We start from the raw sequence: 22190 nt of genomic DNA, 5'->3' as shown, positions 1-22190 counted from the left end.
TATTAATGAGTTATCCTTAAGCTTCTTTTACAGTTAAAAGGTGAGAAACTTTGTTGATCATACCAAGAATAGCAGGAGTTTCTTCCTTAACTACAGTTGAATTCAACTTTTTAAGACCTAAAGCTTCTACCGTCGCACGTTGATCTTGTGGACGACCAATTACACTACGAGTGAGGGTAATTTCTAACTTTTTCGCCATTTGTTTTCCCTCCTTAACCTAGTAGCTCTTCTACAGATTTACCGCGTAATTTTGCAACATCTTCAGCGCGCTTAAGTTCGCTTAATCCGTTCACAGTAGCGCGAATCATGTTGATTGGTGTGTTAGAACCAAGAGATTTCGAAAGAATATCTTGTACACCAGCTAATTCAAGAACCGCACGAACAGGTCCACCAGCAATAACACCAGTACCCTCAGCAGCAGGTTTTAAGAATACTTCACCAGCTCCAAAGTGACCGTTGATTGTGTGTGGAATTGTTGTACCAACTAATGGTACAGCGATTAAATTTTTCTTAGCGTCTTCGATAGCTTTGCGAATTGCGTCTGGTACCTCTTGTGCTTTACCAGTACCGAATCCAACATGACCGTTTTTATCGCCAACTACAACTAGTGCAGCAAAGCGGAAACGACGACCACCCTTAACAACTTTCGCGACACGATTTATCGTAACTACACGTTCTTCAAGTTCTAATTTACTTGGGTCAATGCGATGCATCAATTTTCCCTCCTTTGACCATTAAAATTGTAATCCAGCCTCACGAGCAGCTTCAGCTAGAGCTTTAACACGGCCATGGTATAAGTAACCACCGCGATCGAATACTACTTCTTTAACGCCTTTCTCTACAGCACGCTTAGCAACTGATTCTCCAACTTTCGTAGCAGCTTCAGTATTGCTAGTACCGTTAAGAGCAAGGTCTTTATCAAGAGTAGATGCACTTACTAACGTTACACCATTCACATCATCAATAACTTGAGCGTAAATATGTTGGTTAGAACGGAACACGTTTAAACGTGGACGCTCTGCAGTACCAGTAAGTTTAGCACGTACACGTGCATGTCTTTTCTTACGAGTCGCATTTTTATCAGCTTTAGTGATCATTTTCTTGTCACTCCTTTCTCTCACCTAACGGGTTTACTTAGCAGTTTTACCTTCTTTACGACGAACAACTTCGCCTTCGTAACGAATACCTTTACCTTTGTAAGGCTCAGGAGCACGTACAGCACGGATGTTAGCAGCAAATTCGCCAACACGTTGCTTGTCGATACCTTTAATTACGATTTTAGTTGGTGCAGGTACTTCAACTTCAAGACCTGCTTCCGGAGTCATTTCTACTGGATGAGAATAACCTACGCTTAAAACAAGTTTATCTCCTTGTTTTTGAGCACGGTAACCAACACCGACTAATTCAAGTCCGCGTGCGAAACCTGCAGTTACACCTTCAACCATGTTTCCGATTAAAGCACGAGTTGTACCGTGTAATGCACGGTGTTCCTTCTGTTCAGATGGACGCTCAACTGTTAGTGTATTTTCTTCAATTTTGATAGACATATCAGCATTGAATTTACGAGTTAATTCACCTTTAGGGCCTTTTACTGTTACAGTATTGTCTTCTGCAATTGTAATAGTAACACCTGCAGGGATTTCAAGAATCTTTTTACCAATACGAGACATGTGGTCACACCTCCGTTCGTTTTAAATATATATTACCAAACGTATGCTACTACTTCTCCACCAGTTTGTAATTGACGAGCGTCTTTGTCTGTCATTACTCCCTTAGATGTAGAAACAAGAGCGATACCTAATCCGTTAAGTACACGTGGTACTTCGTCAGCTTTAGCGTAAACGCGTAAGCCAGGTTTACTGATACGTTTTAATCCAGTGATTACACGTTCATTGTTTGCACCATATTTCAGGAAAATACGAAGGATACCTTGTTTGTTATCCTCGATGTATTCTACATCACGAATGAAACCTTCACGTTTTAAAAGTTCAGCGATCTCTTTTTTGATTTTAGAAGCAGGAACCTCTAATTTCTCATGACGTACCATGTTCGCATTACGGATGCGAGTAAGCATGTCTGCAATTGGATCTGTCATCACCATGTGTTTTACCTCCTTCCCATTTGTGGGTTTTACCAACTAGCTTTTTTAACACCAGGAATTTGACCTTTATATGCAAGTTCACGGAAACAAATACGGCAAAGTTTAAATTTGCGGTATACAGAATGCGGACGACCGCAGCGTTCGCAACGTGTATACTCTTGTACTTTAAACTTAGGAGTACGCTTTTGTTTCGCTATCATAGATTTTTTAGCCACGTTTTCGCCTCCTCTACTTAGCGTTGGCTTCCATTATTTTTGGAATGGCATACCGAATTGTGTTAAAAGTTCACGAGCTTCTTCATCAGTTTTCGCTGTAGTAACGATTACGATGTCCATACCGCGTACTTTGCTTACTTTATCATAATCAATCTCAGGGAAGATAAGTTGCTCTTTAACACCTAATGTGTAGTTCCCACGACCATCGAATGATTTCTTAGAAACACCACGGAAATCACGTACACGTGGTAAAGAAACCGATACTAATTTGTCGAAGAACTCATACATTTGCTCGCCGCGTAAAGTTACTTTCGCACCGATTGGCATACCTTCACGAAGACGGAAACCAGCGATTGATTTTTTAGCACGAGTTACAACAGGTTTTTGACCTGCGATTTGTGTTAATTCTTCTACTGCATTGTCTAAAGCTTTTGAGTTAGATACCGCGTCACCAACACCAGTGTTGATTACGATCTTTTCGATTTTCGGTACTTCCATCACAGATTTATAGTTAAACTTGCTCACTAGAGCAGGAGTAATTTCCTTTTGGAACTTCTCTTTAAGGCGATTCAATGAAGTGACCTCCTTTCTTAAGAAAATTATTTATCTAATAATTCACCAGATTTTTTTGCAATACGAACTTTTTTACCATCTTCTACTTTGAAGCCTACGCGAGTAGGTTCACCTGTTTTCGGATCTAAAATCATAACGTTAGAAACGTGAATAGGTGCTTCTTTAGTAATAATTCCACCTTGTGGATTTAATTGAGATGGCTTAGAGTGTTTTTTAACGATGTTAACACCCTCAACGATAACACGGTTTTGCTTTGGGAAAGCCACAAGGATAACGCCTTGTTTTCCTTTGTCTTTACCAGTGATTACCTGTACTTTATCACCTTTTTTTACATGCATCTTAATTCTGCACCTCCTTAGCAAGGCAATACCTTAAATTATAGAACTTCTGGAGCTAAAGAAACGATCTTCATGAAGTTGCTATCACGTAATTCACGAGCTACTGGTCCGAAGATACGAGTACCACGTGGGCTCTTATCGTCTTTAATGATAACCGCTGCGTTTTCATCAAATTTGATGTAAGAACCGTCCGGACGACGAGCTCCGCTCTTCGTACGTACTACTACTGCTTTAACAACGTCACCTTTTTTAACAACGCCACCTGGTGTTGCTTGTTTTACCGTAGCAACGATAATGTCACCAATGTTAGCATATTTACGACCAGAGCCGCCTAATACTTTAATTGTTAAAAGTTCACGTGCACCAGAGTTGTCAGCAACTTTCAAACGAGATTCTTGTTGGATCATGTTATGAAACCTCCCTTCGGACTAAAAATTCCGATTCGTCTATTTAGATAATAACCGCTTCTTCAACGATTTCAACTAAACGGAAACGCTTAGTAGCAGAAAGCGGGCGAGTTTCCATGATTTTAACGATATCGCCAAGTTTCGCTTGGTTTTGCTCATCATGGGCTTTGTACTTCTTAGAATACTTAACACGTTTTCCGTACAAGGAATGAGTTTTGTAAGTTTCAACTAAAACTGTAATCGTTTTGTCCATTTTGTCAGACACTACACGACCAGTATAAACTTTGCGTTGGTTACGTTCGCTCACTATGCAAACCTCCCCTCAATTTATCGATTAATTCCGATCTCTCTTTCACGAACTACAGTTTTCATACGAGCAATTGCTTTACGCACTTCACGAATGCGAGTTGGATTCTCTAATTGTCCTGTAGCAAGTTGGAAGCGAAGATTAAACAACTCTTCCTTTAAAGCTTTAACTTTTGTTTCGATTTCGGCAGTGGTTAATTCACGAATATCATTAGTTTTCATTAGATTCACCACCATTTTCTTCACGTTTTACGAATTTACATTTCACAGGTAACTTGTGAGCTGCAAGACGTAATGCTTCGCGTGCTACCTCTTCAGATACACCCGCGATTTCGAACATAATTTTCCCAGGTTTTACTACTGCTACCCAGCCTTCTGGTGCCCCTTTACCGGAACCCATACGTACTTCTAGAGGTTTTGCAGTGTAAGGTTTAGAAGGGAAAATTTTAATCCATACTTTACCGCCACGTTTCATGTAACGAGTCATTGCACGACGAGCAGCTTCGATTTGACGGTTTGTAATCCATGAAGCAGCTTGTGCTTGTAAACCGAATTCACCGAAAGCAATTTCAGTTCCACCTTTAGCACGACCACGCATTTTACCACGATGCTCTCTACGATATTTTACGCGTTTTGGCATTAACATATTATTTTCCTCCTTCCTCAGAAGCTTTCTTTTTTGTAGGAAGGACTTCTCCACGGTAGATCCATACTTTTACGCCTAATTTACCGTATGTTGTATCAGCTTCAACTGCTGCATAGTCAATATCAGCGCGAAGTGTATGAAGTGGAACAGTTCCTTCACTGTAAGATTCTGCACGAGCGATATCAGCTCCGCCAAGACGACCAGAAACCTGTGTTTTAATACCTTTAGCACCTGCACGCATAGCACGTTGAATAACTTGCTTTTGTGCACGACGGAATGATACACGGTTTTCTAATTGACGAGCGATGTTTTCGCCTACTAATTTAGCGTTAAGATCAGCTCTCTTAACTTCTAAAATGTTGATGTGTACACGCTTGCCTGTTAATTGGTTAAGAGCTTTACGAAGTGCTTCAACTTCAGTACCACCTTTACCAATTACCATACCAGGTTTTGCAGTGTGAATTGTAACATTTACACGATTTGCTGCACGTTCGATTTCTACTTTAGCAACAGCAGAATCTTTTAAGCGTACATTAATGTACTCACGGATTTTGATGTCTTCATGTAATAATGTAGCGTAATCTTTCTCAGCGAACCAACGAGATTCCCAGTCACGGATAACACCGACACGAAGACCAATTGGATTAACCTTTTGACCCATCGATTATCCCTCCTTCTTTTCTGATACCACAACTGTGATGTGGCTTGTGCGTTTGTTAATTTGGCTTGCACGACCCATTGCACGTGGACGGAAACGTTTCAACGTTGGACCTTCGTCAACGAAGACTTTTTCAACAACTAGGTTGTTAATATCCATCTCATAATTGTGCTCTGCATTTGCGATTGCAGATTTTAAAACTTTTTCTACAACTGGAGAAGCAGTTTTTGGTGTGTGGTTAAGGATAGCAATCGCTTCACCCACTTGCTTACCTCGGATTAAGTCTACTACTAAACGAACTTTACGAGGAGCAATACGAACTGTTCTCGCTACTGCTTTAGCTTGCATTGAAGTGCCTCCTCTCATTATCTTCTAGTTTTCTTATCGTCAGCAAGGTGACCTTTATACGTACGAGTTGGTGCGAATTCACCTAACTTATGGCCAACCATATCCTCAGTGATGTACACAGGTACGTGTTTACGACCATCATATACAGCGATTGTGTGTCCGATGAACTGAGGGAAGATTGTTGAACGGCGAGACCAAGTTTTAACAACTTGTTTTTGCTCAGATGCAACTAATTTTTCCATTTTGCTCATTAAGTGATCATCGACAAATGGTCCTTTTTTTAAGCTACGAGCCATTTTGGTGCCTCCCTTCGTGATTGGCGTACGGTTCTAGAAATGAACCGTACTACAATCCCATTATTTTTTACGACGACGAACGATAAATTTGTCAGACGCTTTGTTTTTCTTACGAGTCTTGAATCCAAGAGTTGGTTTACCCCATGGAGACATTGGAGACTTACGTCCGATTGGAGAACGACCTTCACCACCACCGTGTGGGTGATCAACCGGGTTCATTACAGAACCACGAACTGTTGGGCGTTTACCTAACCAGCGAGAGCGACCTGCTTTACCGATTTTGATAAGTTCATGTTGTTCGTTACCTACTTGACCGATTGAAGCGCGACAAGCAGATAATACAAGACGTACTTCACCAGAAGTTAAACGTACAAGTACGTATTTACCTTCTTTACCAAGTACTTGAGCAGATGTACCAGCAGAACGAACTAATTGTCCGCCACGACCAGGCTTAAGCTCGATGTTATGAACAACAGTACCTACTGGAATGTTGATTAATGGTAATGCGTTACCGATTTTGATGTCAGCTTCTGGGCCAGACATAACTTCCATACCTACTTCTAATGATTTAGGAGCAAGAATGTAACGTTTTTCACCGTCAACGTAGTTAATTAATGCGATATTCGCAGAGCGGTTTGGATCGTATTCGATCGTAGCAACGCGTCCTGGAATTCCATCTTTGTTACGCTTAAAGTCGATGATACGGTATTGACGCTTATGTCCGCCACCTTGATGACGTACAGTAATTTTACCTTGGTTATTACGACCAGCCTTCTTGCTTAAAGGAGCAAGTAAAGACTTTTCGGGTCTGTCAGTCGTGATTTCAGCGAAATCATTCGTAGTCATATTACGACGACCGTTAGTAGTTGGATTATACTTTTTAATTCCCATCTCAATTTCCCTCCTTCTTTAGTAAGAATTAAACGCCTTGGAAGATTTCGATTTCTTTGCTGTCAGCAGTTAGCTTAACGATTGCTTTACGACGACGGCTAGTAAAACCAGCGTGACGACCAACGCGTTTTGCTTTCGGCTTGTAGTTCATGATGTTCACTTTTTCTACTTTAACACCAAAGATCGCTTCAAGAGCATCTTTAACTTCTGTTTTATTAGATTTAACGTCCACATCGAACGTGTATTTTTTTTCAGCCATCATTTCCATAGAACGTTCAGTGATAACTGGGCGCTTAATGATATCACGAGGATCTCTCATTATGCAAGCACCTCCTCTACTTTTTCCACTGCCGCTTTTGTCATGATTAGCTTATCATGATGAAGCACGTCTAAAACGTTTACGCCATCAGCAGTGATTACTGTTACTCCAGGGATATTGCGAGCAGATAACTCTACAGATTCGTTTGCATCAGCAGTTACGATAAGAGCTTTCTTCTCAACAGTTAATCCTTTAAGTACTGCTAGCATGTCTTTTGTTTTTGGTGCATTTAATACTAGGTCTTCAAGAACTACAATGTTGTTCTCAACTACTTTAGTAGCTAATGCAGATTTAATTGCTAAACGACGAACCTTCTTAGGAAGTTTGTACGCATAGCTTCTTGGTGTAGGTCCGAATACCGTACCACCACCACGCCATTGAGGAGAACGGATAGACCCTTGACGAGCACGTCCAGTTCCTTTTTGACGCCATGGTTTACGACCACCACCGCGAACTTCAGAACGAGTTTTTACTTTGTGTGTACCTTGACGTAAAGATGCACGTTGCATCATTACAGCTTCGAAAAGTACAGCTTCATTTGGTTCGATACCGAAAATAGCTTCAGCTAATTCGATTTCACCAACCTGTGAACCAGTTTGGTTATATACAGTAACTTTTGGCATTGGAATTCCTCCTTCCTATTGTGAATTATTTGCTAACCTTCACAGCGCCTTGAACAACTACAAGAGATTTCTTAGCACCTGGAACGTTACCTTTTACTAGTAATAAGTTGCGCTCAGTGTCAACTTGAACGATTTCTAAGTTTTGGATAGTAACTTGGTCTCCACCCATACGTCCAGCAAGTTTTTTGCCTTTGAATACACGGTTCGGAGCAACTGGGCCCATTGAACCTGGACGACGGTGATAGCGAGAACCATGAGACATAGGTCCGCGAGATTGTCCGTGGCGTTTGATAACACCTTGGAAACCTTTACCTTTAGAAATTCCTGTTACGTCAACGATTTCACCTGCAGCGAAAACTTCAACTTTTACCTCTTGACCAACCTCTAATCCGTCCACGTCTGCATCGCGGATTTCGCGAATGAAGCGCTTAGGAGTTGTAGATGCTTTAGCAGTGTGGCCTTGTTCAGGTTTGTTAGTTAACTTTTCACGTTTATCTTCAAATCCTAACTGGATTGCATTGTAGCCATCAGTTTCAGTTGTTTTCTTTTGAAGAACAACGTTTGGATTAGCAGCGATAACTGTTACTGGGATTAACTCACCGTTCTCAGCAAATACTTGAGTCATACCGATCTTTCTTCCTAAGATTCCTTTGGTCATGAGTTACACCTCCTACATTTTTAAGTTATATAATTTATAGTTTAATTTCGATATCTACACCAGACGGTAAGTCTAAACGCATTAATGAATCTACTGTTTGTGGAGTAGGACTCACGATATCGATTAAACGTTTGTGTGTGCGCATTTCGAATTGCTCACGAGAATCTTTGTACTTATGAACAGCACGAAGAATTGTGTAAATAGTCTTCTCAGTTGGTAATGGGATCGGACCAGAAACTGTTGCCCCAGAACGCTTAGCTGTTTCTACAATTTTCTCAGCTGATTGATCAAGAATACGGTGATCATAAGCTTTTAAACGGATACGAATTTTTTCTTTTGCCATTATTTTCCCTCCTTCGTTCGCCTATTTCTAAAATAGACCTTCTCCATGGAAATTTCCCCACACCATGCCATGGCAAAGCGGCCGGGTGTGTCAGCAACCTTCCACTTCATCGCAGTCAAAGACCAACATTGTCTATTATACAATGTTATTAGTCTAGATGCAAGCATCTTTTTGTTTGCATCTGCTTTTCTCTACTTTTGCTATTATACATGGCACTTTAAAGAATTTCAAGTTTTCATCTACTAGAATTCATTTTACAGTTTTTGGGTTTCGTTTTAATGTTTTTATATACTATAGAAGAAACTCGTCAAAACATAAAGATATCATCCAATTCATTATATAAACACAAACAAAACCCCCCAAGGGAAATCCCTTGGGGGGTTTTTATATCAGTTAAGATTACTCAACGATAGTAGCAACTACACCGTAACCTACTGTACGTCCACCTTCACGAATAGAGAATTTAGTTCCCTCTTCGATAGCGATTGGAGCGATAAGTTCGATAGTCATTTCGATGTTGTCACCAGGCATTACCATTTCAGTACCTTCTGGTAATTGGATGATACCAGTTACGTCAGTTGTACGGAAGTAGAACTGAGGACGGTAGTTAGCGAAGAATGGAGTGTGACGTCCACCTTCTTCTTTAGATAATACGAAAACTTCAGCTTTGAATTTAGCGTGTGCTTTTACAGAGCCAGTTTTAGCAAGAACTTGTCCACGTTGGATGTCTTCACGAGCAACCCCACGAAGAAGAGCACCGATGTTGTCTCCAGCTTGAGCTTGGTCAAGAAGTTTACGGAACATTTCTACACCAGTTACAGTTGTAGAAGCATTCTCTTCAGCAAGACCGATGATTTCTACTACGTCACCAACTTTAACGATTCCGCGCTCTACACGACCAGTTGCAACTGTACCACGACCTGTGATAGAGAATACATCCTCGATAGGCATTAAGAATGGTTTGTCAGTTTCACGTTCTGGAGTTGGGATGTAAGCATCAACTTCAGTCATTAATTCAATGATTTTTGCTTCCCAATCAGCTTCTCCTTGAAGAGCTTTAAGAGCAGAACCTTTGATTACAGGAATGTCGTCGCCTGGGAATCCGTATTCAGATAATAGGTCACGAACTTCCATTTCTACTAATTCTAATAATTCTTCGTCGTCAACCATGTCGCATTTGTTTAAGAATACAACGATGTAAGGAACACCTACTTGACGAGAAAGAAGGATGTGCTCACGTGTTTGAGGCATTGGGCCATCAGCAGCAGATACTACTAAGATACCGCCGTCCATTTGAGCAGCACCAGTGATCATGTTTTTAACATAGTCAGCGTGACCTGGGCAGTCAACGTGTGCATAGTGACGAGTTTCAGTTTCGTACTCAACGTGTGCAGTTGAGATTGTGATTCCGCGCTCTCTTTCTTCTGGAGCAGCGTCGATTTGATCGTATCCGCGTGCTTCAGCACCACCAGCTTTTGCAAGAACTGTAGTGATCGCAGCAGTTAATGTAGTTTTACCATGGTCAACGTGGCCGATTGTACCGATGTTAACATGGGGTTTAGAACGTTCGAATTTAGCTTTAGCCATTCTAAATTCCTCCTTAGTTTATATAGGTTATTTTATATTTAGACTAGAAAGCGAAACTTACGTCCCACTTTCTAAGCTTACATAAGTAGTTATACTCGAACAATTGATAAAAATCAATTATTCGCCTTTATTTTTTTTAATAATTTCTTCTGAAACAGACTTCGGTACTTCTTCATAATGATCAAATGTCATTGAGAATGTTCCGCGTCCTTGAGTGTTAGAACGTAATGCTGTCGCATAACCGAACATTTCAGAAAGCGGAACCATAGCGCGAACAACTTGTGCGTTACCGCGAGCTTCCATACCTTCTACACGTCCACGACGAGATGTTACGTCACCCATGATGTCTCCCATGTATTCTTCAGGGATTACAACTTCAACTTTCATCATTGGCTCAAGAATTACTGGGTTACATTTAGAAACCGCAGCTTTAAGTGCCATAGATGCAGCGATTTTGAACGCCATCTCAGATGAATCGACATCATGGTAAGAACCGTCAACTAATGCTGCTTTAATGTCAACTAGTGGGTAACCAGCTAGTACACCATTTTTAAGTGAGTCTTCAAGACCCGCTCCAACAGCTGGGATGTATTCACGTGGAACTACACCGCCGACGATTTTGTTTTCGAATTCAAATCCTTTACCTTCTTCGTTAGGTGCAAACTCAATCCAAACGTGACCGAATTGTCCACGTCCACCAGATTGACGAGCAAACTTACCTTCAACTTTCGCAGCAGCGCGGAAAGTTTCACGGTATGCTACCTGAGGAGCACCAACGTTTGCTTCGACTTTGAATTCACGGCGCATACGGTCAACGATGATATCAAGGTGAAGTTCACCCATACCAGCGATGATAGTTTGGCCAGTTTCTTGGTCAGTGTGAGCACGGAATGTTGGATCTTCTTCAGAAAGCTTAGATAATGCTGTACCCATTTTATCTTGGTCAGCTTTAGATTTTGGTTCGATAGCTACAGAGATAACTGGCTCTGGGAATTCCATAGACTCAAGGATAACAAGACTCTTCTCGTCACAAAGAGTATCACCAGTAGTAGTATCTTTTAAACCTACAGCAGCAGCGATATCACCAGCGTAAACTGTTGAAATCTCTTCACGGCTGTTAGCGTGCATTTGTAGGATACGTCCTACACGCTCACGCTTACCTTTAGTTGAGTTTTTCACGTATGATCCAGAGTTTAACACACCAGAGTACACACGGAAGAACGTTAACTTACCAACATAAGGGTCAGTCATGATTTTGAATGCTAGAGCTGCGAATGGTTCTTCATCGCTAGACTTACGTTCTACTTCTTCATCTGTATCCGGAAGAGTACCTTTAATAGCAGGTACATCTAATGGAGATGGTAGGTAGTCGATAACTGCGTCTAACAGGATTTGAACACCTTTGTTTTTGAATGCAGAACCACAGATTACTGGGAAGAATTCTACAGAAGTTGTAGCCTTACGGATACCAGCTTTAAGCTCTTCTACAGTGATTTCTTCACCTTCTAGGTACTTCATCATCATTTCTTCATCAAGCTCAGCTACCGCTTCAATAAGCTTTCCACGGTATTCTTCAGCTAGTTCTTTGTGCTCTTCAGGAATTTCGACACGCTCGATGTCTGTTCCTAAATCGTTACCGTACATGTAAGCACACTCTTCAACAAGATCAATGATACCATTGAACTCATCTTCAGCACCGATTGGTAACTGAATTGGATGTGCGTTTGCTTGTAAACGATCGTGGATTGTTCCTACAGAGTATAAGAAATCTGCACCGATCTTATCCATTTTGTTAACGAATACGATACGAGGTACACCGTAAGTAGTAGCCTGACGCCAAACAGTTTCTGTTTGTGGTTCTACACCAGATTGTGCATCAAGTACTGCTACCGCACCATCAAGTACGCGTAAAGAACGTTCTACTTCTACTGTGAAGTCTACGTGTCCTGGAGTATCAATGATGTTTACACGGTGACCTTTCCATTGAGCTGTAGTTGCAGCAGAAGTAATTGTGATACCACGCTCTTGCTCTTGCTCCATCCAGTCCATCTGAGATGCACCTTCATGAGTTTCACCGATTTTATGAATACGTCCTGTGTAATACAGAATACGCTCAGTTGCTGTTGTTTTACCAGCATCGATGTGAGCCATGATACCAATATTACGAGTGTTTTCTAAAGAGAACTCTCTTGTCATTTGGTGTCTTGCTCCTTCCATATATGGATTGGATTTTTTATTTTAAGTAGCAAAAAAGCCACTTTATATTGTTACATATGCCAGTGTCCAGTACCCTCATTATGTAAAACGAGCGCCCAACGAAAGGGAGAGGCATTCTCCCTCTCCACACTTCCATAAGCGACAAATAAAGCGGTTTATGCTTACATTTATTTTACGTTGAATCCTACCAACGGTAATGAGCAAACGCTTTGTTAGCTTCTGCCATTTTATGAGTGTCTTCACGTTTCTTAACAGATGCACCAGCGTTGTTAGCTGCATCTAAGATTTCGTAAGCTAGACGCTCTTCCATAGTTTTTTCACCACGAAGACGAGCATAGTTTACTAACCAGCGAAGACCTAAAGTTGTACGGCGTTCTGGACGAACCTCAACTGGAACTTGGTAGTTAGCACCACCAACACGACGAGCGCGTACTTCAAGAACAGGCATGATGTTCTTAAGAGCTTGCTCGAATACTTCCATTGGTTCTTTATCTGAACGTTCACGAACGATATCGAAAGCGTTATAAAGAATTGTTTGAGATTTACCTTTTTTACCGTCAACCATCATTTTGTTGATAAGGCGTGTTACTAGCTTAGAATTGTACATTGGATCTGGTAACACGTCACGTTTCGCAACAGGTCCTTTACGAGGCATATTGAGTTCCTCCTTTCATTATAAGTTTATTATTTTTTAGCAGGTTTTGGTCGCTTAGTACCATATTTAGAACGTCCTTGCATACGTTTGTCAACACCAGCTGTATCAAGCGCTCCACGAACGATGTGGTAACGTACCCCTGGTAAATCCTTTACTCGACCACCGCGAATTAATACTACGCTATGCTCTTGTAAGTTATGACCGATACCTGGGATGTAAGCTGTAACTTCAATCCCGTTTGTTAAACGTACACGAGCGTATTTACGTAACGCTGAGTTAGGTTTCTTTGGAGTCATTGTACCAACACGAGTACATACACCACGTTTTTGAGGTGCAGAGATATCAGTTGATTTTTTCTTTAAAGAGTTAAAACCTTTGTTTAACGCAGGTGATTTAGATTTCCATACTTTATCAGTACGACCATTTCTCACTAATTGGTTAATAGTAGGCATTTGATTATCCTCCCTTCGCATGTTTGTATGACCACATATCCAGGTGGTTCATTATTAGTTGAAAACAAAGTTTTTGCAAGGAAGAGCAAATGCTCTCTCCTCACAAAAACAGTTTTAACTTATTATTCCTATTGCTGAAGCTCCCACTTGAATCCCCGAAACTTTTCCAAGCTTACGAACTGATTCAACTTTTGTTATGGGTATGTTATGTTGCAAAGCAGTGCGAATGATAACATGGGTTAACCGCACATCAGCATCTTCTGCAATAACAACTTCTTTAACTATACCATTTTTGATTGCTTCCAATGTTCGTTTATGACCAACGACTACATTTTCAGCATTTGACACTTTTTGATAAGACATATAAATATCCTCCAAAGCATCGTTCAGGAGCAACCTTGATTATAGTAACATTTTGACTCATACAATGTCAACTAGGATTAGCTGTTTTTATACAAAATTTACGACGGAAAATTTTACTGTTCCACATAAACTTCATCGTTTTCTACATTCATGTTATCTTGTGTTGTTTTTACAAGATCCACTTTACGATAACGATTCATACCTGTTCCAGCAGGAACAAGCTTACCGATAATAACATTCTCTTTCAATCCTAGAAGCTCATCGCGTTTACCTTTAATTGCTGCATCCGTTAAAACACGAGTTGTTTCTTGGAACGAAGCTGCAGATAAGAACGAATCTGTTTCAAGTGAAGCTTTTGTAATACCAAGTAGAACAGGTCTAGCTGTCGCTGGTTGTTTACCTTTCAGTAACACCTTCGCATTCGCATCAGTAAACTGATGGATATCTAGTAATGTTCCTGGTAATACATCTGTTTCACCTGCATCACTTACACGAACTTTACGTAGCATTTGGCGTACCATTACTTCTACGTGTTTGTCACCAATTTCTACCCCTTGCATACGGTATACTTTTTGAACTTCACGTAATAAGTATTCTTGCACTGCTGTAATGTCCGTTACTTTTAGTAATTCTTTCGGATCAATAGAACCTTCTGTTAACTCTTTACCGTGGCTAATTGGCTGTCCTGGAGTTACTTTCAGACGAGCACCGTAAGGAATAGCATACGTACGAGCTTCAACTTCACCCTGTACAACTACTTCTTGGCGATCTTTAACATCGTTGATCGCTGCGATAACACCGTCGATTTCACTGATAACTGCCTGACCTTTCGGATTACGAGCTTCGAAGATCTCTTGGATACGAGGTAAACCTTGAGTGATATCATCTCCGGCAACCCCACCTGTATGGAATGTACGCATCGTTAACTGTGTACCTGGCTCACCGATAGATTGAGCTGCGATAATACCTACCGCTTCTCCTACTTCTACGTCTGTACCAGTTGCTAAGTTACGACCGTAACACTTCTTACATACACCGTGGCGAGTGTTACACGTGAACGCTGAACGAATGTTTACAGTTTCAACACCCGAATTTTCAACGATATGAGCGATATCTTCAGTAATTAATTGGTTTTCACTAACTAATACTTCACCTGTTTCAGGATGTTTTACAGTTTTTCTTGCAAAACGTCCAACAAGACGATCATATAATGACTCAATTACTTCATTACCCTCTTTAATCGCACCAATTAATAGACCACGATCTGTTCCACAATCATCTTCACGGACAATTACATCTTGTGCAACGTCTACAAGACGACGCGTTAAGTAACCAGAATCGGCAGTTTTAAGTGCTGTATCGGCAAGACCTTTACGCGCACCATGCGTAGAGATGAAGTACTCAAGTACTGTTAAACCTTCACGGAAACTTGATTTAATTGGAAGTTCGATAATACGACCAGATGGATTGGCCATCAGACCACGCATACCAGCAAGCTGAGTAAAGTTCGATGCGTTACCACGGGCACCGGAATCACTCATCATGAAGATTGGGTTGCGTTTATTCAAGGATTTCATCAGTTTTCCTTGGATAACATCTTTTGCATTACTCCAAATAGAGATAACGCGATCGTAACGTTCTTCTTCCGTGATTAAACCGCGACGGAATTGTTTAATTACATTATCTACTTTTGCTTGTGCTTCATGGAGAATTTCATCTTTTTCACCTAATACAAGAATGTCAGATACCCCAACTGTAATACCAGCCTTTGTAGAGTACTTAAATCCTAAGTTTTTCATACGGTCAAGCATGCGAGATGTTTCCGTAATTTGGAAACGTTTGAATACTTCCGCAATGATGTTACCAAGGATCTTCTTGCTAAATGGTGCCACTTCTTCGCGACTAGCAATAATTTCTTTAATGTTCGCACCTTTTTCAACGAAATATTCCGCTGGTGTTTCTTTTTCAAGGTTTGAGTTTGTCGGTTCATTAATATAAGGGAACGACTCTGGTAAGATTTCGTTAAATATTAATTTACCAACTGTTGTTAATAGAAGCTTACCCTTTTGCTCTTCAGTAAACGTTACGTTATTTACTGAACTTGCAGCAACTGCAACACGTGTGTGCAGATGTACATATCCATTTTGGTATGCAAGTATTGCTTCGTTTGCATCTTTGAAGACCATACCTTCACCGATTGCGCCTTCACGCTCAAGTGTTAAGTAGTAGTTACCTAATACCATATCCTGAGATGGAGTAACAACTGGTTTTCCGTCTTTTGGATTCAAGATGTTTTGTGCCGCTAACATAAGAATACGAGCTTCTGCTTGTGCCTCTGATGATAACGGAACGTGAACCGCCATTTGGTCACCGTCAAAGTCCGCGTTGTATGCAGTACATACAAGTGGATGAAGACGAATTGCGCGACCTTCTACTAATGTAGGTTCAAACGCCTGGATACCAAGACGGTGAAGTGTTGGTGCGCGGTTTAGAAGTACTGGATGCTCTTTAATCACAGATTCTAAAACGTCCCAAACTTCAGGGTGTACACGCTCAATTTTACGTTTCGCACTCTTAATATTGTGTGCTAAGCCTTTTCCAACTAACTCTTTCATAACGAAAGGTTTGAACAGTTCAAGCGCCATTTCTTTCGGTAATCCACACTGGTACATCTTTAAGTTCGGTCCTACAACGATTACAGAACGGCCAGAGTAGTCAACACGTTTACCTAATAAGTTTTGACGGAAACGTCCTTGTTTACCTTTAAGCATGTGAGATAGTGATTTTAATGGGCGGTTACCTGGTCCAGTAACCGGACGGCCACGACGGCCATTATCGATTAATGCGTCTACAGCTTCTTGTAACATACGTTTTTCGTTTTGAACGATGATGCTTGGAGCACCTAGGTCCAATAGACGTTTTAAACGGTTGTTACGGTTAATTACACGACGATATAAGTCGTTTAAGTCAGAAGTAGCAAAACGTCCACCATCTAACTGTACCATTGGGCGTAGTTCTGGTGGGATTACTGGTAGAACATCTAAGATCATCCAAGATGGTTCATTTCCAGAGTTGCGGAATGCTTCTAATACTTCTAGACGTTTAATAGCACGAGTACGGCGTTGTCCTTGTGCTGTTTTTAATTCTTCTTTTAAGAAGTCTACTTCTTTATCTAAATCGATGTCTTGTAGTAGCTTTTTAATCGCTTCTGCACCCATAGCAGCTTGGAATGTGCTACCATATCGATCACGATATGCACGGTATTCTTTTTCAGAAAGTAATTGCTTCTTATCAAGTGGTGTATCTCCACTTTCTGTTACAACATAAGAAGCGAAATAAATTACTTCTTCAAGCGCGCGAGGGGACATGTCTAAGACAAGTCCCATGCGGCTCGGGATACCTTTGAAATACCAAATATGAGATACAGGAGCAGCTAATTCAATATGACCCATACGTTCACGACGTACTTTTGCACGCGTTACTTCAACGCCACATCGATCACAAACTACACCTTTATAACGTACACGTTTGTATTTTCCGCAATGACATTCCCAGTCCTTTTGTGGTCCGAAAATACGCTCACAGAACAAGCCATCTTTTTCAGGCTTTAACGTACGATAGTTAATAGTTTCTGGTTTCTTAACTTCACCGTATGACCAAGAACGAATCTTGTCAGGTGAAGCAAGTCCAATCTTCATATATTCAAAGTTATTTACATCTATCAAGGGGCCTACCTCCCTTTTAGTCTACAGGTTATCCCAATTATTCCTTAGTTGTCTCAACTTCAACATTCAATTTATCTGCTGATTGATGATCATCATCATCTTCTGTATCACGCATTTCAATTTCTGTATCGTCGCTAGACATCATTTTAACGTCCATACCTAAACTTTGCAGCTCTTTAATCAATACTTTGAATGATTCAGGAACGCCTGGTTCTGGAACATTTTCGCCTTTAACAATTGCTTCATAAGTCTTAACACGTCCAACAACATCATCAGACTTCACTGTTAAGATTTCTTGAAGAGTATAAGCAGCACCGTAAGCTTCAAGTGCCCAAACCTCCATCTCACCGAAACGCTGTCCACCGAACTGAGCTTTACCTCCAAGAGGTTGCTGCGTTACAAGTGAGTATGGTCCAGTAGAACGAGCATGAAGTTTATCGTCAACCATGTGCGCAAGTTTGATCATATACATGACACCAACAGATACGCGGTTATCGAATGGTTCACCAGTACGTCCGTCATACAGGATTGTTTTCGCGTCATTTGCCATACCAGCTTCTTCAATTGTGCCCCAAACATCTTCCTCACGAGCACCATCGAATACTGGTGTTGCAATGTGAATGCCCAGGTATCTTGCTGCCATACCAAGATGAAGCTCTAATACCTGACCGATATTCATACGAGATGGTACCCCTAATGGGTTTAACATAATATCGATTGGCGTACCGTCTGGTAAGTAAGGCATATCTTCTTCTGGTAAAATACGAGAAATAACACCTTTGTTACCGTGACGTCCGGCCATCTTGTCACCTTCAGAAATTTTACGTTTTTGAACGATATATGCACGTACAAGTTGATTCACACCTGGTGGCAATTCATCGCCATCTTCACGGTTGAATACTTTTACGTCTAAGATAATACCGCCACCACCGTGTGGTACACGTAGTGATGTATCACGTACTTCACGCGCTTTTTCTCCAAAGATAGCATGTAATAGACGTTCTTCAGCTGTTAATTCTGTTACACCTTTAGGTGTTACTTTACCAACAAGTAAATCTCCATCTTTTACTTCAGCACCAACGCGAATGATACCGCGCTCGTCAAGGTTACGTAATGCGTCTTCCCCAACGTTTGGAATGTCACGTGTAATTTCTTCTGGTCCAAGCTTCGTATCACGAGCTTCTGATTCATATTCTTCAATATGAATAGAAGTGTACACATCATCTTTTACAAGGCGCTCACTCATGATAATCGCATCCTCGTAGTTATAACCGTCCCAAGTCATGAAGCCAACAAGCACGTTACGTCCAAGTGCTAGTTCACCTAATTCCATAGAAGGACCATCCGCAAGGATTTCACCTTTTACAACTTCATTTCCAACACTTACGATTGGACGTTGGTTGTAACAAGTTCCTTGGTTAGAACGAATGAATTTTTGCATTTTGTAGCGATCTAAGTCGCCTTTTACTGTTTGACCGTCAACTTCTACATAGCGACGTACCCAAACTTCACGTGCTTCTACGCGCTCAACAACACCAGGATGTTTACAGATTACTGCAGCACCCGAGTCTTTTGCTGATACGTACTCCATACCTGTACCTACAATCGGAGATTCCGGATTCATTAACGGAACCGCCTGACGTTGCATGTTCGCTCCCATAAGTGCGCGGTTAGAGTCATCGTTTTCTAAGAACGGAATACAAGCTGTCGCTGCCGACACTACTTGTTTTGGAGATACATCCATGTAGTCGATGCGTTCTCTATTTGTGACAATATTTTCGCCACGGAAACGAGCTACGATATCTTCACTTAGGAATTCACCTTCATCAGATAATTTCATATTCGCTTGGGCTACAACATAGTTATCTTCTTCATCTGCTGTTAAATAATCAACATGCCCTGTTACAAGACCAGTTTCTGGGTCAACACGACGGTATGGTGTTTCAATGAAACCAAACTCATTTACTTTCGCGAACGAAGATAATGAGTTAATCAAACCAATGTTTGGTCCCTCTGGTGTTTCAATCGGACACATACGACCATAGTGGGAGTAATGAACGTCACGTACTTCAAAGCCTGCGCGCTCACGCGTTAAACCACCAGGTCCTAATGCAGATAGTCTTCGTTTGTGAGTTAACTCTGCTAATGGATTTGTTTGGTCCATGAACTGAGATAACTGAGAACTTCCGAAGAACTCTTTAATAGATGCAATAACAGGACGAATATTAATTAGTGCCTGTGGTGTAATTGCATTTGTATCTTGGATCGACATTCTCTCACGAACAACACGTTCCATACGAGAAAGGCCGATACGGAATTGGTTTTGTAATAGTTCTCCAACAGAACGCAGACGACGGTTTCCTAAATGGTCAATATCATCTGTATCTCCTACTTTGTATAGTAGGTTGAAGAAGTAACTGATAGAAGCAAGGATATCACCTGGTGTGATGTGTTTCACATCACGAGTAATGTTTGCATTACCAATTACATTAATTACGCGTTCGCCTTCCGACTCAGGAGCATAAATCTTAATAGATTGCAGCTCAACATCGCCTTCTACCACTCCACCCATTGGTTTCGCTGTTTTGAATCCAATGTTTTTCTCTAAGTAAGGTAAAATGCGATCAAGTGTACGACGATCTAAGATTGTTCCTTCTGCCGCTAAAATTTCACCAGTTTCTGGATCCACTAATGTTTCAGCTAAACGTTGATTAAACAATCTGTTTTTAATGTGTAACTTCTTGTTGATCTTATAGCGACCTACATTTGCTAAATCGTAGCGCTTTGGATCGAAGAAACGAGACACAAGTAAGCTCTTAGCATTTTCTACTGTTGGTGGTTCACCAGGACGTAGACGCTCATAAATTTCAAGCAATGCTTTTTCTGTGCTATCTGTGTTGTCTTTTTCTAATGTGTTGCTTAAGTATTCGTTATCACCTAAAAGCTCGGTGATTTCTTGATCAGAGCCAAACCCTAATGCGCGTAACAAAACAGTTACAGGAAGTTTACGCGTACGGTCAATACGCACATATACAACATCCTTAGCATCTGTCTCATACTCTAACCAAGCTCCGCGGTTTGGAATTACAGTAGCAGTAAAACCACGTTTTCCGTTTTTATCCACTTTGCCACTATAGTATACGCTTGGAGAGCGAACTAACTGGGAAACGATAACACGTTCTGCACCGTTAATTACGAATGTTCCAGTCTCTGTCATGAGTGGGAAATCTCCCATGAACACATCTTGTTCTTTTACTTCACCAGTTTCCTTGTTGATTAGACGCACTTTTACACGAAGTGGTGCTGCATACGTCACATCACGCTCTTTGCATTCGTCTACAGAGTATTTAGGTTCACCTAAGCTGTAGTCGATAAATTCAAGCGATAGATTTCCCGTAAAGTCTTCAATCGGAGAAATGTCTTGGAACATTTCTCGCAAACCCTCATCAAGAAACCACTGATAAGAAGAGGTTTGAATTTCGATAAGATTTGGTAACTCTAATACTTCACTAATACGGGCATAACTTCTTCGTTGGCGGTGGCGTCCGTATTGAACTAGTTGACCTGTCAACTGCTTCACCCCTCAAATCATGAGTATTATAAATGCACAAAAAAATTTGTGCAAAATCACAAATAAATACAACTACTGCTATTAGCGTAGTCTTTTTCTCTTAAAGATAAATACGTTGAGTCTTTCTACCTGCTCAAAAAAGAAAAATGGCTTCTATAAGAAAACCATCATTCTGTTTCATAATCTGCTGATTTTACTATCTTTTCCAAGAGAAACAAAAATATACATCTTTCTCAACGCAGAAAATCATATATTGGCATTGTATAATGTTAACATAGCCAAAAATAACCGTCAACGTTTTTTTGATTTTATGATATAATATCCTTTTTTCTTTTCTACAACCTCAACTTCAGAAAATACTTCCTCTAGTTTTTTCAGCGCAGATGGTGCACCTTGCTTCTTTTGAATAACAATCCAAAGTTCTCCACCTGGAACTAAATACTCCACAGCTTTTTCTAAAATTTCATGTACGACATCTTTACCCGCACGAATTGGAGGGTTAGATAGAATAGCAGCATACTTGCCATCTACATTTTCATAGACGCTACTTTGAAAAATACGTATATTCTCGATTTTGTTATTAGCGGCGTTTTCTTTCGCAAGTCCAAGCGCCCTTTCATTCACATCCACCATGTGAACTTCACGACCTTGAAACTCTTTCGCTAGCGACAAACCAATAGGACCGTATCCGCAACCTACATCTAATATATTACCTTTAATATCTGGCATTTGAAAAGCTTCAATTAAAAGACGGGAACCAAAGTCCACTTCGTTTTTCGAGAACACCCCATGGTCGGATAAGAAAGTAAATTGAGATCCACGAAGTGCAAATTCCCATCGCTTACGATCACTTTTACTAGAAGGGTCGTTAGAAAAATAATGGTCTGCCATATGGCCA

At 40.8% G+C, this 22190-nt stretch carries 28 protein-coding genes; all 28 read right to left on the bottom strand.

The genetic code is table 11. From position 1 onward, the window contains the following. Positions 1-16 precede the first annotated feature (16 nt). The 28 genes from rpmD to AC0ONG_RS26860 all read right to left on the bottom strand — a co-directional run bounded on the left by rpmD (position 17) and on the right by AC0ONG_RS26860 (position 22183). Complete coding sequence (gene rpmD, locus AC0ONG_RS26995; protein ID WP_001085233.1) at positions 17-199, bottom strand: 50S ribosomal protein L30; 183 nt, start codon at positions 197-199, stop codon at positions 17-19. A 13-nt stretch (positions 200-212) separates the two neighbouring features. Next, complete coding sequence (gene rpsE, locus AC0ONG_RS26990; RefSeq protein ID WP_000554646.1) at positions 213-713, bottom strand: 30S ribosomal protein S5; 501 nt, start codon at positions 711-713, stop codon at positions 213-215. Between the two features lie 21 nt (positions 714-734). Further along, entirely contained in the window at positions 735-1097 is a 363-nt protein-coding gene (gene rplR / locus AC0ONG_RS26985; RefSeq protein WP_000628818.1) for a 50S ribosomal protein L18, read from the bottom strand. A 33-nt stretch (positions 1098-1130) separates the two neighbouring features. Then, positions 1131-1670: a 50S ribosomal protein L6 gene (gene rplF / locus AC0ONG_RS26980; protein ID WP_000086551.1), complete on the bottom strand. Its 540-nt coding sequence runs from the start codon at positions 1668-1670 to the stop codon at positions 1131-1133. A 32-nt stretch (positions 1671-1702) separates the two neighbouring features. Beyond that, positions 1703-2101 carry a 30S ribosomal protein S8 gene (rpsH, locus tag AC0ONG_RS26975; protein WP_000245511.1) on the bottom strand — a complete coding sequence of 133 codons (399 nt, stop codon included), beginning with the start codon at positions 2099-2101 and terminating at the stop codon, positions 1703-1705. Between the two features lie 29 nt (positions 2102-2130). Further along, complete coding sequence (rpsN, locus tag AC0ONG_RS26970; protein WP_001085700.1) at positions 2131-2316, bottom strand: 30S ribosomal protein S14; 186 nt, start codon at positions 2314-2316, stop codon at positions 2131-2133. Positions 2317-2349: 33 nt separating this feature from the next. Further along, positions 2350-2889, bottom strand: coding sequence for a 50S ribosomal protein L5 (gene rplE / locus AC0ONG_RS26965; protein ID WP_001080829.1), 540 nt, complete (start codon positions 2887-2889; stop codon positions 2350-2352). A gap of 26 nt (positions 2890-2915) precedes the next feature. Further along, on the bottom strand, positions 2916-3227 hold the full coding sequence (gene rplX, locus AC0ONG_RS26960) for a 50S ribosomal protein L24 (RefSeq protein ID WP_000558200.1): 312 nt from the start codon (positions 3225-3227) through the stop codon (positions 2916-2918). A 38-nt stretch (positions 3228-3265) separates the two neighbouring features. After that, a complete protein-coding gene (gene rplN, locus AC0ONG_RS26955) occupies positions 3266-3634 on the bottom strand; it encodes a 50S ribosomal protein L14 (RefSeq protein WP_000615912.1) in 369 nt (122 codons plus the stop codon). A 43-nt stretch (positions 3635-3677) separates the two neighbouring features. Further along, positions 3678-3941 (bottom strand): 30S ribosomal protein S17, encoded by a 264-nt coding sequence (gene rpsQ / locus AC0ONG_RS26950; protein ID WP_000004106.1) that lies wholly within the window; start codon positions 3939-3941, stop codon positions 3678-3680. Positions 3942-3961: 20 nt separating this feature from the next. Continuing rightward, the gene (rpmC, locus tag AC0ONG_RS26945; RefSeq protein WP_000855718.1) at positions 3962-4162 is read right to left on the bottom strand and encodes a 50S ribosomal protein L29; all 201 of its coding nucleotides are present in this window, start codon (positions 4160-4162) and stop codon (positions 3962-3964) included. Further along, positions 4152-4586, bottom strand: coding sequence for a 50S ribosomal protein L16 (gene rplP / locus AC0ONG_RS26940; RefSeq protein ID WP_000928969.1), 435 nt, complete (start codon positions 4584-4586; stop codon positions 4152-4154). Before rplP ends, rpmC begins: the two co-directional genes overlap by 11 nt. Position 4587: 1 nt before the next feature. Continuing rightward, on the bottom strand, positions 4588-5247 hold the full coding sequence (rpsC, locus tag AC0ONG_RS26935) for a 30S ribosomal protein S3 (protein ID WP_000529956.1): 660 nt from the start codon (positions 5245-5247) through the stop codon (positions 4588-4590). Positions 5248-5250: 3 nt separating this feature from the next. Next, positions 5251-5592 (bottom strand): 50S ribosomal protein L22, encoded by a 342-nt coding sequence (gene rplV / locus AC0ONG_RS26930; protein WP_001148024.1) that lies wholly within the window; start codon positions 5590-5592, stop codon positions 5251-5253. 17 nt (positions 5593-5609) lie between these two features. Then, positions 5610-5888, bottom strand: coding sequence for a 30S ribosomal protein S19 (rpsS, locus tag AC0ONG_RS26925; RefSeq protein ID WP_000124454.1), 279 nt, complete (start codon positions 5886-5888; stop codon positions 5610-5612). A gap of 60 nt (positions 5889-5948) precedes the next feature. Next, positions 5949-6779 (bottom strand): 50S ribosomal protein L2, encoded by an 831-nt coding sequence (rplB, locus tag AC0ONG_RS26920; RefSeq protein ID WP_000511583.1) that lies wholly within the window; start codon positions 6777-6779, stop codon positions 5949-5951. 28 nt (positions 6780-6807) lie between these two features. After that, complete coding sequence (gene rplW, locus AC0ONG_RS26915; protein WP_001205558.1) at positions 6808-7098, bottom strand: 50S ribosomal protein L23; 291 nt, start codon at positions 7096-7098, stop codon at positions 6808-6810. Further along, a complete protein-coding gene (gene rplD, locus AC0ONG_RS26910; protein WP_001127258.1) occupies positions 7098-7721 on the bottom strand; it encodes a 50S ribosomal protein L4 in 624 nt (207 codons plus the stop codon). Before rplD ends, rplW begins: the two co-directional genes overlap by 1 nt. A 25-nt stretch (positions 7722-7746) precedes the next feature. Beyond that, positions 7747-8379, bottom strand: coding sequence for a 50S ribosomal protein L3 (rplC, locus tag AC0ONG_RS26905; protein ID WP_000160209.1), 633 nt, complete (start codon positions 8377-8379; stop codon positions 7747-7749). A 34-nt stretch (positions 8380-8413) separates the two neighbouring features. Beyond that, the gene (rpsJ, locus tag AC0ONG_RS26900) at positions 8414-8722 is read right to left on the bottom strand and encodes a 30S ribosomal protein S10 (protein WP_001040595.1); all 309 of its coding nucleotides are present in this window, start codon (positions 8720-8722) and stop codon (positions 8414-8416) included. A gap of 399 nt (positions 8723-9121) precedes the next feature. Continuing rightward, positions 9122-10309, bottom strand: coding sequence for an elongation factor Tu (gene tuf, locus AC0ONG_RS26895; protein WP_001029617.1), 1188 nt, complete (start codon positions 10307-10309; stop codon positions 9122-9124). A 117-nt stretch (positions 10310-10426) separates the two neighbouring features. Beyond that, positions 10427-12505 carry an elongation factor G gene (gene fusA / locus AC0ONG_RS26890; protein WP_000196384.1) on the bottom strand — a complete coding sequence of 693 codons (2079 nt, stop codon included), beginning with the start codon at positions 12503-12505 and terminating at the stop codon, positions 10427-10429. Positions 12506-12710: 205 nt separating this feature from the next. Further along, a complete protein-coding gene (rpsG, locus tag AC0ONG_RS26885) occupies positions 12711-13181 on the bottom strand; it encodes a 30S ribosomal protein S7 (protein ID WP_001137492.1) in 471 nt (156 codons plus the stop codon). 29 nt (positions 13182-13210) lie between these two features. After that, positions 13211-13633: a 30S ribosomal protein S12 gene (rpsL, locus tag AC0ONG_RS26880; RefSeq protein WP_001142341.1), complete on the bottom strand. Its 423-nt coding sequence runs from the start codon at positions 13631-13633 to the stop codon at positions 13211-13213. A 114-nt stretch (positions 13634-13747) separates the two neighbouring features. Further along, positions 13748-13996, bottom strand: a complete 249-nt coding sequence (locus tag AC0ONG_RS26875) for a 50S ribosomal protein L7ae-like protein (protein WP_000121833.1) — start codon at positions 13994-13996, stop codon at positions 13748-13750. A gap of 113 nt (positions 13997-14109) precedes the next feature. Beyond that, positions 14110-17721, bottom strand: coding sequence for a DNA-directed RNA polymerase subunit beta' (gene rpoC, locus AC0ONG_RS26870; RefSeq protein WP_000567944.1), 3612 nt, complete (start codon positions 17719-17721; stop codon positions 14110-14112). A gap of 37 nt (positions 17722-17758) precedes the next feature. Then, the gene (gene rpoB / locus AC0ONG_RS26865) at positions 17759-21292 is read right to left on the bottom strand and encodes a DNA-directed RNA polymerase subunit beta (protein WP_000147553.1); all 3534 of its coding nucleotides are present in this window, start codon (positions 21290-21292) and stop codon (positions 17759-17761) included. 291 nt (positions 21293-21583) lie between these two features. After that, positions 21584-22183, bottom strand: coding sequence for a class I SAM-dependent methyltransferase (locus tag AC0ONG_RS26860; protein WP_000763259.1), 600 nt, complete (start codon positions 22181-22183; stop codon positions 21584-21586). Between the last annotated feature and the right edge of the window lie 7 nt (positions 22184-22190).

Source organism: Bacillus sp. TCT6, from assembly GCF_056033845.1.
The sequence above is the reverse complement of the archived record's forward strand: the minus strand, read 5'-3'. Positions and strand labels throughout refer to the sequence as shown.

Coding starts and splice junctions, on each gene's coding strand:
- rpmD (WP_001085233.1), bottom strand. CDS start 199: ATGGCGAAAAAGTTAGAAATTACCCTCACTCGTAGTGTAATTGGTCGT.
- rpsE (WP_000554646.1), bottom strand. CDS start 713: ATGCATCGCATTGACCCAAGTAAATTAGAACTTGAAGAACGTGTAGTT.
- rplR (WP_000628818.1), bottom strand. CDS start 1,097: ATGATCACTAAAGCTGATAAAAATGCGACTCGTAAGAAAAGACATGCA.
- rplF (WP_000086551.1), bottom strand. CDS start 1,670: ATGTCTCGTATTGGTAAAAAGATTCTTGAAATCCCTGCAGGTGTTACT.
- rpsH (WP_000245511.1), bottom strand. CDS start 2,101: ATGGTGATGACAGATCCAATTGCAGACATGCTTACTCGCATCCGTAAT.
- rplX (WP_000558200.1), bottom strand. CDS start 3,227: ATGCATGTAAAAAAAGGTGATAAAGTACAGGTAATCACTGGTAAAGAC.
- rplN (WP_000615912.1), bottom strand. CDS start 3,634: ATGATCCAACAAGAATCTCGTTTGAAAGTTGCTGACAACTCTGGTGCA.
- rpmC (WP_000855718.1), bottom strand. CDS start 4,162: ATGAAAACTAATGATATTCGTGAATTAACCACTGCCGAAATCGAAACA.
- rplP (WP_000928969.1), bottom strand. CDS start 4,586: ATGTTAATGCCAAAACGCGTAAAATATCGTAGAGAGCATCGTGGTAAA.
- rpsC (WP_000529956.1), bottom strand. CDS start 5,247: ATGGGTCAAAAGGTTAATCCAATTGGTCTTCGTGTCGGTGTTATCCGT.
- rplV (WP_001148024.1), bottom strand. CDS start 5,592: ATGCAAGCTAAAGCAGTAGCGAGAACAGTTCGTATTGCTCCTCGTAAA.
- rpsS (WP_000124454.1), bottom strand. CDS start 5,888: ATGGCTCGTAGCTTAAAAAAAGGACCATTTGTCGATGATCACTTAATG.
- rplB (WP_000511583.1), bottom strand. CDS start 6,779: ATGGGAATTAAAAAGTATAATCCAACTACTAACGGTCGTCGTAATATG.
- rplW (WP_001205558.1), bottom strand. CDS start 7,098: ATGAGAGATCCTCGTGATATCATTAAGCGCCCAGTTATCACTGAACGT.
- rplD (WP_001127258.1), bottom strand. CDS start 7,721: ATGCCAAAAGTTACTGTATATAACCAAACTGGTTCACAGGTTGGTGAA.
- rplC (WP_000160209.1), bottom strand. CDS start 8,379: ATGACCAAAGGAATCTTAGGAAGAAAGATCGGTATGACTCAAGTATTT.
- rpsJ (WP_001040595.1), bottom strand. CDS start 8,722: ATGGCAAAAGAAAAAATTCGTATCCGTTTAAAAGCTTATGATCACCGT.
- tuf (WP_001029617.1), bottom strand. CDS start 10,309: ATGGCTAAAGCTAAATTCGAACGTTCTAAACCCCATGTTAACATCGGT.
- fusA (WP_000196384.1), bottom strand. CDS start 12,505: ATGACAAGAGAGTTCTCTTTAGAAAACACTCGTAATATTGGTATCATG.
- rpsG (WP_001137492.1), bottom strand. CDS start 13,181: ATGCCTCGTAAAGGACCTGTTGCGAAACGTGACGTGTTACCAGATCCA.
- rpsL (WP_001142341.1), bottom strand. CDS start 13,633: ATGCCTACTATTAACCAATTAGTGAGAAATGGTCGTACTGATAAAGTA.
- AC0ONG_RS26875 (WP_000121833.1), bottom strand. CDS start 13,996: ATGTCTTATCAAAAAGTGTCAAATGCTGAAAATGTAGTCGTTGGTCAT.
- AC0ONG_RS26860 (WP_000763259.1), bottom strand. CDS start 22,183: ATGGCAGACCATTATTTTTCTAACGACCCTTCTAGTAAAAGTGATCGT.